Annotated in this window: 9 protein-coding genes and 2 tRNA genes; 9 read left to right on the forward strand and 2 right to left on the reverse strand. The window is 46.4% G+C overall.

Translation table 11 applies throughout. The features are described from left to right. The first annotated feature begins 9 nt into the window (after nt 1–9). The 5 genes from N4A56_RS06575 (at nt 10) to N4A56_RS06595 (ending at nt 4,651) form a co-directional block, all read left to right on the forward strand. Nucleotides 10–1,338, forward strand: a complete 1,329-nt coding sequence (locus N4A56_RS06575; protein WP_295545943.1) for an HlyD family type I secretion periplasmic adaptor subunit — start codon at nt 10–12, stop codon at nt 1,336–1,338. 180 nt (nt 1,339–1,518) lie between these two features. Next, complete coding sequence (locus N4A56_RS06580; protein ID WP_293670783.1) at nt 1,519–2,205, forward strand: transglutaminase-like cysteine peptidase; 687 nt, start codon at nt 1,519–1,521, stop codon at nt 2,203–2,205. Nucleotides 2,206–2,219: 14 nt separating this feature from the next. Beyond that, nucleotides 2,220–4,283: an HD domain-containing phosphohydrolase gene (locus tag N4A56_RS06585; RefSeq protein ID WP_295545945.1), complete on the forward strand. Its 2,064-nt coding sequence runs from the start codon at nt 2,220–2,222 to the stop codon at nt 4,281–4,283. Nucleotides 4,284–4,429: 146 nt separating this feature from the next. Then, nucleotides 4,430–4,505, forward strand: a tRNA-Phe gene (locus tag N4A56_RS06590). A 70-nt stretch (nt 4,506–4,575) separates the two neighbouring features. Beyond that, a tRNA-Phe gene (locus N4A56_RS06595) sits at nt 4,576–4,651 on the forward strand. A gap of 127 nt (nt 4,652–4,778) precedes the next feature. Here the strand turns inward: N4A56_RS06595 and N4A56_RS06600 are convergent. Together N4A56_RS06600 and N4A56_RS06605 are read right to left on the reverse strand one after the other, a co-directional pair. Beyond that, a complete protein-coding gene (locus tag N4A56_RS06600; RefSeq protein WP_295545946.1) occupies nt 4,779–6,179 on the reverse strand; it encodes a class II fumarate hydratase in 1,401 nt (466 codons plus the stop codon). A gap of 107 nt (nt 6,180–6,286) precedes the next feature. Then, nucleotides 6,287–6,646: a helix-turn-helix domain-containing protein gene (locus N4A56_RS06605; protein WP_293670788.1), complete on the reverse strand. Its 360-nt coding sequence runs from the start codon at nt 6,644–6,646 to the stop codon at nt 6,287–6,289. 461 nt (nt 6,647–7,107) lie between these two features. Here N4A56_RS06605 and N4A56_RS06610 point away from each other — a divergent pair, with 461 nt between their 5' ends. The 4 genes from N4A56_RS06610 to pheA all read left to right on the forward strand — a co-directional run bounded on the left by N4A56_RS06610 (nt 7,108) and on the right by pheA (nt 11,236). Further along, nucleotides 7,108–7,617, forward strand: a complete 510-nt coding sequence (locus N4A56_RS06610) for a nitroreductase family protein (protein ID WP_295545948.1) — start codon at nt 7,108–7,110, stop codon at nt 7,615–7,617. Between the two features lie 636 nt (nt 7,618–8,253). Then, nucleotides 8,254–9,054 carry a 2-amino-3,7-dideoxy-D-threo-hept-6-ulosonate synthase gene (locus tag N4A56_RS06615; protein ID WP_293670791.1) on the forward strand — a complete coding sequence of 267 codons (801 nt, stop codon included), beginning with the start codon at nt 8,254–8,256 and terminating at the stop codon, nt 9,052–9,054. A gap of 24 nt (nt 9,055–9,078) precedes the next feature. Continuing rightward, the gene (locus N4A56_RS06620) at nt 9,079–10,050 is read left to right on the forward strand and encodes a 3-dehydroquinate synthase II family protein (protein WP_295545950.1); all 972 of its coding nucleotides are present in this window, start codon (nt 9,079–9,081) and stop codon (nt 10,048–10,050) included. Nucleotide 10,051: 1 nt separating this feature from the next. Further along, complete coding sequence (gene pheA / locus N4A56_RS06625) at nt 10,052–11,236, forward strand: prephenate dehydratase (RefSeq protein WP_293670794.1); 1,185 nt, start codon at nt 10,052–10,054, stop codon at nt 11,234–11,236.

An 11,236-nucleotide genomic window follows, 5' to 3' on the forward strand; every position in this document is an offset into this window, starting at 1 on the left:
GTCCGTCCCATGAAAAAAGCACCATACAGACTGGAAGATATCGAATTTATGAGCGAGGTAGACGCAGCATTGCGCCACCGCGGTCATCCTAAAGCATATCTACTCTCCGTTTTCATTTTTCTGGTTTTCACAGCGTTTCTGGTGTGGGCACACTATGCAGTGCTGGATGAAGTAACCAGAGGCTCCGGCGTTATTGTTCCTTCACGAAAAATTCAGGAACTGCAAAACCTTGAAGGTGGTATCCTCAGCGAACTGCTTGTAACGGAAGGACAGATTGTAGAAAAAGACCAGATTCTTGTCCGTATCGATAACGAACAAGCAGAAAGTGTTGTGCGCGATGCCGAATCCAAAACACTCGAGCACAAAGTAGCTATTTTGCGTCTGCTTGCAGAAGCCAATGAGACCCCGCTGAACTATCCAGAAAAATTAAAAACTGAAGCACCGCAAATGGTGGCTGACCAGATTGCTATCTACAATGCCAGAAAAGCCCAGCTGAAAACCGAGCTAAGCGTTCTTGCATCACAAAAATTCCAACGAGATCAAGAAATCTCGGAAATGATTGGCAAGCGCAAACAACTTATATCAAGCCATAAGATTGCAAAAGAGCGACGCGACATTGCACGCCCGCTCATGAAAAAGAATGTGTACCCAAAACTCGACTACCTCCAGCTGGAAGAACATCTTATCCAGCTGAAAGGCGACATTGAAGCCCTTTCTTTGGCTATACCGCGTATCCGCAGGGCAGCAGAAGAGGCAGGCGAGCGGACAAAGCAGCGCCTTGCAGAATTCAAAAATGAAGCGCACCGCGAAATCAACCAGCGGCGCGTTGAAATGCGCTCTCTTAAAGAGGCAATGGCAGCCGGAAACGACAGAGTAACTCGAACCGACCTGCGTGCACCTGTGCGGGGTACAGTTAAGCAAATTGCTGCAAATACACTTGGCGGTGTTATCAGACCCGGTGACACTATCCTTGAGATTGTACCATTGGATGATACATTGCTTATTGAAGCCCGTGTGCGCCCTGCCGATATTGCATTTCTCCACCCCGGACAAAAGGCAATGATCAAAATCACAGCGTATGACTTTTCCATTTACGGCGGGCTTGAAGGGGTAGTGGAACAAATCAGTGCGGATACTATTGAAGATAAACGCGGAGAGAGCTTTTATCTTGTAAAATTACGCACAAAAACCAATACTATTGTGTATCGGGGAGAAAACCTGCCGATTATCCCCGGCATGACAACTTCCGTAGATATCCTTACAGGCAAAAAATCTGTGCTGGACTATCTGCTGAAGCCAATTTTAAAGGCTAAACAAAACGCTCTGAGAGAACGGTAATTGCGTCACCGGACACATTCTATAGTATTTCGTGCAGCTATTGCTTGCAGTATTTGTTGCTTTCTTATTGCAACACTACTTGTGCAAGCATCTGCGGAACCTAAAAAGAATTTCCCAAGAGCATCTGTCAGTACAAAAGGGGCATCTCTTTCCACCGGAAAGAAAAAATCAGCATTTCGTATGCTGTTCAAAACCCCCGCTGTAAAAAAAACGAGACCCAAGCGAAGAAAAAAAGCTGTTTCCAGCTCCGGCCCGCTCAAAGATAAAAACGGGAACATTCGCCTGTTCCGCACTATTGAGCTTAAGGGTAAAAACAAAACTCTGGCGCGCTGGCAACGCATTGTTAATGCAATGGCTGCACACAAGCAGCAATATCTTTCTAATTCGCTGCCTACCTCTGGTAAAAACCAGAAAAAGCGATGGAAACAATTCAAAAGCACGGTTGTTTCCAAACCGCGTATGCAGCAGCTGCGTATGGTCAACTCCTACTTTAACAAGTGGCCGTATCGCCTTGATAAAGAAAACTGGGGAAAACGGGAATACTGGGCAACACCGCCTGAATTCGTCAAAAAATCAGGTGACTGTGAAGATTATGCTATAGCAAAATACTATGCATTACGTGAATTGGGGCTCCCTGCTTCCTCAATGCGCATTGTTGCTCTTATGGATAACATCCGCCGTCTCGGTCACGCCGTGCTGGTTGTGTACCACGGTGGAGATGCATGGGTACTGGATAACCAGACAAAGCTGGTACTCTCGCATTCCAAGTTCTCTCACTATGTTCCACAGTTTTCTGTAAACGAAACTAATCGCTGGGCACATATCCCTGCGAAGAAAAATCAACTGGCTTCCAAGCCGAAAAAATGATTCCGGAGCTGATAATGCCTAAAACAAATGACTATGAGCTTCCTGTTACGCAGGACAAACGCTCTCGTCTCAAATGGTTCGGCATCGCTGTGCTTTCCGCTATTGTCGCCATCGCTGCGACATTATGCTTCTTCCACATTCAAAATGAAGAAGCAGAGCTTACCATTAGACTCGAAAAACAGCAGAAGCTTTTGGCAACATCCCGTCAGGAAAGCATAAAAAACTGGTTACAGACTATGGCGGAGCAAGGGGACAGACTCATCAACGCCGATCTGTTCCGTTTGTTTGCTTCTGAAGTAAACCTGCTCGGGGATAATATCGGCAGCTTGTATGCAGAAGAAGCAACACAGGCAGACGACTCCACGCTTGCCCAGCAGCTGCCAATGATGCGCAATCTACTTGATGAATTTTCCAGCTACGCTGGTTTCTCCGGTGGTCGAATTATCAACCGCTTCGGTCAAACTTATATTGCAACCAATGCAAACACTTCTGCATTAACTCAGCAACAGCTTGATCTGATTCACCGTGTGCTGCGTAAGCCCGATGTATACTTTTCACCTGTCTATACAAGTAATAACGGGCTGACCTTTGATATGTTCCTGCCGATCTATCCTCCAGAATTCGAAGGGGACAACGCTAAACCTATTTCGGTTCTTATGCTTTCAAAGCTCATCTCCGGCAAAATTACAGAAATCATTTCTGCATCACCACTTGCAGAACAAGGCAACACGACACACCTTATTCAGAAAAAAGAGACTATGCTTCAGGATATCCTGCCATGGCAGCCGGACGGCTTGGTTGCAATCAACGCCTCTTTCGGCGCTGTTTCAGGAGAAGTCCTGCCGTTTGCTATCCGTAGCAATTTAGGCAAATCCGAAAAAGCATACTCATACGGACTCAAGATTCCTAATATTGACTGGTGGGTTGTTGAAGAAATTGACTACGACCTCGCCCGTGCAGAGCTTAATTCCACTATTCAGACAACAATAATTATCGCTGTTCTTACTATCGGTGCATTTACATTGATTATAGTTCTGCTCTGGTGGCTGCTTGTGTCACAGGATAATAAAAAAGTTGCCGACAACTTCCGCCAGCTTGCCATGACGATCAAAGAACAAAAAATGTTTCTGGATTCTATCAACAACACTATTCCAGACTACATTGCACTTAAAGATCAAGATGGAGCATATCAATATGTAAACCCATCCTTCGCAAGCGCAGTGGGACGTTCCGTTGAAGAAATGAAGGGACTGGATGATACAGCAGTGTTCGGCTATGCAACGGCAAACCGCCTTGCCTCTTCTGATGAGCTGGTCAACATGTCCGAGCAGCCTATCAATATTACGGAAACTATCTTCTTACAGTCAAAACGGTATGTAATGCAGATTTCCAAGGCTCCATTCTTTGAAGCTGATGGTACTGTATCCGGCATTGTATCTGTATTTCGAGATATTACCGCAGCTGTGGAAGCAGAAGAACAGCGCAAGCTCACAGAGCAGCAAACAATTGCTGCGCTGGCAACAACCATTGAACATATTGACCCGTACCTTGGCGGTCATACCAGAATGCTCGAGGCATTATCCATTGAGCTTGCGCGTAGCATGAACATGACAGAGGCAGAAATCTCTACAATTGAAGCCGCAGCCAACCTGTCGCAGATTGGTAAACTCTTTGTGCCACGCGATATCCTTCTTAAACCGGGCGCTCTGACTCCAGAAGAAAAGCAGGAAATTGAAAAGCACGCTACGCATGCACAAAAAGTTCTGGGCAACATTGACTTCGGTCTTCCTGTTGTAGAAACCGTCGTGCAGATGAACGAAAAAATGGACGGCTCCGGCTATCCAGACCAGTTAGCGGGTGACGACATTATTCCTCCGGCAAAGCTACTCGGACTTACCAACACGTTCTGTGCTCTTATTAGACCGCGTGCATACCGCCCTGCGCTTTCTGTGGATAAATCACTCGATATTTTGCGCGATATGGAAAAATTCTACGACCCAGAGATGTTTGCAGCACTTGAGCGTTTGCTCACAACACGCTTTGGAGAAAAATTTATGGAAGAAGTAACCGCAGCATAACAGCAAGCATTACTACAAACCATAACCGTCAACACAGCAAGGGGTGAGCGTTTCGGGCGTGATTTTCGGGTGTTTTTAAAAAAAATGCATTTTTTTTAAAAAAGTACTTGCCAACGCGCCGGTCTTTCTCTAAACCTTCCACCTGTGCCGCGATAGCTCAGTTGGTAGAGCAGGGGATTGAAAATCCCCGTGTCCGCAGTTCAATTCTGTGTCGCGGCACCATCTTCAAGAAGATGGCTGCAAATTTTTACTTGCAACAAACGCCGCCTTCCTGTAGAAGTTTCCTCGTCGTGCCGCGATAGCTCAGTTGGTAGAGCAGGGGATTGAAAATCCCCGTGTCCGCAGTTCAATTCTGTGTCGCGGCACCACTTGAAAAATTATGACCCGCTTTTAGCGGGTCTTTTTTTTTGCCTATTCCCTTTTCATCTAAAATGGGCATCACCGTATCCAAAACGATAACTCCCACTTTATCCTGTGGTAAAAGCCAGCCTCCCTCTACTCAGCATGTGGCGTTGCCATCCGCATATAGTTCATCGCTTCATCAAACGTCTGTTCATCAAGCAGCCCGTCCTCAAGAACAACTTCTCTCAAAGACTTATGCTCTTCAAACGCTTTTTTTGCGACTTGAGCAGCGTTATCATACCCGATAACCGGAGTCAGTGCCGTCACCAGCATGAGCGACGATTCAAGATACCCTTCAATTTTTTTAACATTCAACTCTAACCCTTTCACAGCAAACTCTGTGAACATACGAGTCGAATCAGTTAGCAAGCGGATAGATGTCAAAAGATTGTATATCATGAGAGGACGATAGACATTCAGCTGCATCACCCCCTGCGAGCCTGCAAAACTCAGAGAAGAGTCAAGCCCCATAACTTGTACACACACCATCGCTAGGGCTTCGCACTGAGTGGGGTTCACCTTTCCCGGCATAATGGATGATCCGGGTTCATTTGCAGGGAGAATATATTCACCGATACCCGCACGAGGACCGGACGCAAGAAGAGCAATGTCGTTTGCAATCTTTAGCAGGCTGCCCGCAAGCGTCCGCACAGCACCCGATGCTGCAACAATTTCATCACTTGCTGAAAGCCCTGCAAAAGCATTGTCCATTGGGGTAAAAGGAATACCTATGTATTCTGCAAGATGCCCTACCGCTCTCTCTGCAAAGCCCTTAGGAGCATTCAGCCCCGTGCCTACAGCAGTCCCGCCTAGAGGCAACCGGTGCAAATGAGGTAACGAATGTTCCAACCGCTGTATATCTGCCTCAAGCTGGTATACATACGCTGAAAGCTCCTGCCCGACTGTCATCGGTACAGCATCCTGTCTATGCGTTCTTCCAAGCTTCGGGACATCTTTCCATAATGCAGCTTTTTCTTGGAATACCTTAACCAGCCCTTCTATGACCGGAATTAGATAATATTCAATGGCAATCGCAGCCGCCACATTCATGGCAGTTGGAAATACATCGTTAGAAGATTGGGAGCGATTTACATGGTCGTTCGGGTGCACTGGAGATTTGCTTCCAAGCGGACTCCCTGCCAGTTCATTGGCACGATTGGCAATAACCTCATTCAGGTTCATGTTTGTCTGCGTTCCGCTTCCTGTTTGCCAAACATGAAGCGGAAACTCGGCATCATGACCTCCGTTGCTGATTTCGTCCGCAACTTCAATAATCAGCCTGCCAATGTCTTCCGGCAATACCCCCAACTCAACGTTAGCATGTGCTGCGGCTTTTTTTATATGAGCAAGAGAAACTATGACTTCCAGCGGCATGCGCTCCGCACCTATTGCAAAATGCTCTAGCGAGCGCTGGGTCTGTGCGCCCCAATAACACGTATCGGGAACTTCTATACTACCCATCGAATCTGACTCTATCCTGATGCCTTGCGTCATACTCACTCCCAGATAACAGGTTTCATCAACCACACTGACAGATACGCTGCCTGTACAAGCCACATTCTACAAGAATCACACAAAAGCCATGCTGCTACAGCACGATACTAGGCGCTTTTCTGCTGTTCTTCATTAGGTGTATACTCACACCCAAGCTCATTAAGTGCCCAGTCATACACCATTTTTAAAATGGGAAATGCACTATGCCCAAGCTCGGTTAAAGCATACTCCACACGCGGCGGAACCTCTGGATACACAGTACGGATAATCAACCCGTCGCGCTCCATTTCTTTCAACTGCTGCGTCAGCATTTTTTGACTCACACCATGAAGAATTCTTTCAAGCTCTTTATAGCGTTTTTCTCCATGATGCAGATGCCAGAGAATAAGACTTTTCCATTTTCCACTAATAACATCGATGCCGACTTCAACAGGGCAACGATACTCTTTACCGTTCCAATTAATCATAAAAAAATATTCCTCAGAAACTCGCTATTCCCAATAAAACTTACCAAAAGGTTTGCAGTAGAGAAAAAAGTGCCTTCTTGAAGGAAAAAAATAACAGGTTATATTTCTACCATGAAGCAATATGGATATGCACGACGCACAATCAAACATATTCACATACTTTTTCCATATCAGCACAGCAAATGCTGCCGCCTAAACAGCAAGCGCATTTTATAGTAAAATACCCCATTGGTACGTTATTATACATCCACCGAATGACGCATTCTTAAACAACAAAATGCGTAGATACAAAAAACATGGATGAGTGTTACGTAAAAACTCACCATTTTGATACCATAACGTAATAATAACAATATAATATTTACTTACGAGACAACGTGCATCTCAGGGCAACCTGTAAGACTCCTGCGCCCCGACGCTGTCGGTGTCGCCTACTACTAACCCCTTTTTCAGGAGACAACATGAACGTACTTGAAGCTATTGCAACCCGTCGCTCTATTCGCAAATACACCGCTGAACCTGTCAGCGAAGAACATATCAACACTATGCTCAAAGCAGCTATGGCAGCTCCGAGCGCAGGCAACCAGCAGCCGTGGCAGTTTGTTGTTATTGACGACAAAGAGCAGCTTGAAAAAGCATCCAAGCTCAGCCCATACGTTGGTATGATTGCCAAAGCTCCACTTGCAATCATGGTACTTGGTGACCCGAGTGTAGAAAAATACCCGGGTAACTGGATGCTTGATTGCTCCGCTGCCATACAAAATATTCTACTTGCCGCTCACAGCGAAGGTCTTGGTGCAGTGTGGTGCGGTCTGTGGCCAGAAGAAGATCGCGTAGCAGCAGCCCGCGACATGGTAAATGCTCCAGAACACACTGTTCCACTTGCAGTTATCGCTGTAGGACACCCAGACCAAAAGCTGGGCACACAGGATAGATACGATACATCCCGTGTTCACACAAATTCATGGTAAGTTTGAAAATACGTTTCTTTCACATATACGCTACTGAAAGAAACGTTTAGTTTCTGGGTGGGGAAGTCGATGCTCCCAAATACGCAAACACGCTTCCCCACCCATTACTTGAGCGATTTTATAGCATTGTATTTCAAAAGGTTAAACACCGTTCCTCGTGTATTTTTCCTATTTTTTGAAATTTCGTATTGACAGAAATCGCATCGCATCTCTATGCTTCATGCATCGAATTTAACAATTTCATTGAAGGAAATAGAAAACTCCATGAACGCAATTTTTGCCAAACCAGCTTCTTTTGAAACCAATTTTTATTTTTGGTGCTTCTTTAGCTATGGCAAAGCCCGTGGCCTGTTTTCTGGTGCCTTACGATAAAAAAACAATTCGACACCAATGAGAAAACAAAGAGCCGCGGCACAGCCTGCGGCTCTTTTTTTTATGCGCAAGCTGTGGCGGATAACCCGAAAAAAACATCGAGCTACCCGATAAAAAAATGTGAAATTAGCAACTATGCCAAATGCCCAAAGGTTGATAAAAGACCGGCAAGCAAAGCAATTATTTTGCAGCATACATGCTAACCACAGTGCATTCACACTTACCGGGTGAGAGTTTTACCAAGTACACGTTAAGGAGAATACGATGGAAATTGGCAAGAAGATCCGCATGGAGCGCATTATCAACAGGCTCACAGGACGAACTATCATTGTTCCCATGGATCACGGTGTATCTGTAGGCCCTATTGATGGACTGGTCGATATGCGCGAAGCAGTCAGCAACGTTGCAGAAGGCGGTGCAGATGCGGTACTCATGCATAAAGGACTTGTCCGATGCGGTCACCGTGCAGGCGGGCGTGATGTCGGACTTATCGTCCACCTTTCCAGCTCTACAGCCCTTGCTCCTTCACCAAACGCAAAAATACTGACAGCAAGTGTTGAAGATGCCATCAAACACGGCGCTGACGGCGTATCCGTTCATGTAAACCTCGGCGATGAAACAGAAAGCCAAATGCTTTCCGACCTCGGCAAAGTTTCCGCAATCGCCAACGAATGGGGCATCCCGCTTCTGGCTATGATGTACGCCAGAGGACAGCATATTCATAATCCCTTCGATGCAAAAAATGTAGCCCACTGTGCCCGTGTTGCGGTAGAATTGGGCGCAGATCTCGTAAAAGTTTCCTACCCCGGTGACATTGATTCATTCTCCCGCGTTGTTGACGCCTGTTGCGTTCCTGTTGTGATTGCAGGCGGTGAAAAAATGAACTCAACGCGCGAATTCATCACCATGGTTCACGATTCAGTACGCGCAGGCGGTGCAGGTCTTTCAGTAGGTCGCAATGTCTTCCAGCACAAAAACAGCGCAATGCTTGTTAAAGCACTTCGCGGCGTAGTGCACGAAGACTGGGATGTTGAACAAGCAATGGAACTTGTTGGAAACGATTAATCAATTTTTATCCGGACTAGAAAAATGAAAAAAGTTCTCTTCGCAAGCGTACCATTCAATAAAGACCACGTAACCCTAGCTCTGGAATCAGGCGTTGACGGTGTTATTGTACCGGAAAAAGAAATGGCAGGAGTTGCCAGTCTATCCCGCTGCACCGTACTTGCAGCAGAGTCCATGCCTGTTATTACGCTTACAGAAAAAAGTGACGAAGAAGAGGCGGCAAAGCGCCTGACAAAAGGCGAGCAGGTCATTATCGGTCACGGATGGGAAATTATCCCGATTGAAAATTTATTGGCGCAGTCTGACAATGTTCTGGTTGAAGCCAACACCGTTGAAGAAGCACATCTCGCCTTCGGTATTCTGGAAAGAGGCGTGGACGGCATCGTTGTAACAGCAGACGGGGTGACACAGTTGAAGCAGATTGTAGCAGAATGCAAACTCTCCATGGGCAAGCTGGATCTTGTTCCGGCAACTGTTACAGAAGTCCGGCTCTCCGGCTTAGGACATCGAGTTTGTGTTGATACCCTCTCCGTTCTGAAACGCGGACAAGGTATGCTCGTGGGAAATTCTTCCGCGTTTACATTCCTTGTTCATGCAGAAACTGAGAATAACGAATATGTTGCAGCACGCCCGTTTCGCGTTAATGCCGGTGCAGTGCATGCATACACACAATTGCCGCACGACAAAACAACATACCTCGAAGAACTTGCTTCCGGTGATGAAGTGCTCATCGTCAACCATGACGGCTCAACATCAACAGCTATTGTAGGACGCTGCAAAACTGAAGTACGTCCAATGCTCTTGATTAAAGCTGAAGTAGATGGCGTTGAAGGCGCAGTATTTCTGCAAAATGCAGAAACTATCCGCGTAGTGGACACCAAAGGAAACCCGATTAGCGTTGTCAATTTGAAAAAAGGCGACCAGATTCTTGTTCGTACTGATATTGCAGGACGCCACTTCGGCATGCGTATCGAAGAAGAGATCAAGGAAGGCTAACATGGCTGACTCAAAAAAAGTAGATGCAAGCGGTGCAGATACTGACAACTGCGTAGACAATCTGCCACGCCTGAAAGAGGTTCGTTCACAGATTGACGCAACAGATCTGGAGCTTCTTGAACTGCTCAACCGCCGTGCTTCCCTTTCTCTCGAAGTAGGCAAGCTTAAGCGCGGCAAGCAGGACGTAGTATTCAAGCCGTTCCGCGAAAAAGAGGTTCTCGACAATCTGCGTTCTAACAACGAAGGCCCTATTCCAATTGAGCACTTAAGGTATATTTACCGCGAAATATTCTCTTCCTCCCGTGCGTTGCAGCGCCCTCAAAAAATTGCATATCTGGGGCCGGAAGGAACATTTTCCTACTTTGCCGGAGTCGAATTTCTGGGTCGTTCTGTAGATTATATTCCGCAAAAAGACCTCACTGCCGTATTCCGTGCAGTCGCAAATAAGGATTGTGAACTGGGAGTTATTCCACTGGAAAACTCACTGCATGGCTCAGTCGGGCAAAGCCTTGATCTTTTTATGGAGCATGATCTCTATATTGAAGCTGAACTGTTTTGTCGCATAAGTCACAGCCTGCTGACACGCGAAAAGCTGCTTGCAGATATCCACACTGTGTACTCGCATCCGCAGCCTCTCGGACAATGTTCACACTGGTTACGGGCAACATTGCCAAACGCGCGCATTATTCCGACAGAAAGTACTGCCGCAGCTGCTCGTAGAGTGCAGAATGAAAAGGGAGCCGCTGCCATCGGGCACGGAAGCCTTGCAGACTTACTCAAGCTGAACATTCTGGCAGAACATGTTGAAGACATGCAGGATAACTGGACCCGCTTTGTCATTATCGGTTCCAAGCCAAGCGACGGGGAAGGACAGGATAAAACTTCATTGCTTTTCACAGTACCGGATAAGCCGGGTGCGCTTGCAAGTGTACTTAATATAATGGCGCGTGAAGGGCTAAATATGAAAAAGCTTGAATCACGCCCGATGCGCGGTGAAAAGTGGCGTTACGTCTTCTTTGTCGATATCGAAAGTAATATTTCTACAGAAGATTACGAACAATTTTTAATCGAACTGCATGCAGAATGTCAGTCACTGCGCATCCTCGGCAGCTACCCTGCCGGACAATACATGGACTTTACCAAAGGCAGTGACATTGCCACCGCTACAAATGAGCAGAACAAATAA

The sequence above is a fragment of the Halodesulfovibrio sp. genome, from assembly GCF_025210605.1.
In the GTDB taxonomy this organism is placed as follows: Bacteria; Desulfobacterota; Desulfovibrionia; order Desulfovibrionales; family Desulfovibrionaceae; genus Halodesulfovibrio.

What these genes read in the sequence shown, in the direction of transcription:
- pheA (WP_293670794.1), top strand. Translation starts at nt 10,052, where the DNA reads ATGGCTGACTCAAAAAAAGTAGATGCAAGCGGTGCAGATACTGACAAC.
- N4A56_RS06615 (WP_293670791.1), top strand. Translation starts at nt 8,254, where the DNA reads ATGGAAATTGGCAAGAAGATCCGCATGGAGCGCATTATCAACAGGCTC.
- N4A56_RS06575 (WP_295545943.1), top strand. Translation starts at nt 10, where the DNA reads ATGAAAAAAGCACCATACAGACTGGAAGATATCGAATTTATGAGCGAG.
- N4A56_RS06600 (WP_295545946.1), bottom strand. Translation starts at nt 6,179, where the DNA reads ATGACGCAAGGCATCAGGATAGAGTCAGATTCGATGGGTAGTATAGAA.
- N4A56_RS06605 (WP_293670788.1), bottom strand. Translation starts at nt 6,646, where the DNA reads ATGATTAATTGGAACGGTAAAGAGTATCGTTGCCCTGTTGAAGTCGGC.
- N4A56_RS06620 (WP_295545950.1), top strand. Translation starts at nt 9,079, where the DNA reads ATGAAAAAAGTTCTCTTCGCAAGCGTACCATTCAATAAAGACCACGTA.
- N4A56_RS06580 (WP_293670783.1), top strand. Translation starts at nt 1,519, where the DNA reads ATGCTGTTCAAAACCCCCGCTGTAAAAAAAACGAGACCCAAGCGAAGA.
- N4A56_RS06585 (WP_295545945.1), top strand. Translation starts at nt 2,220, where the DNA reads ATGCCTAAAACAAATGACTATGAGCTTCCTGTTACGCAGGACAAACGC.
- N4A56_RS06610 (WP_295545948.1), top strand. Translation starts at nt 7,108, where the DNA reads ATGAACGTACTTGAAGCTATTGCAACCCGTCGCTCTATTCGCAAATAC.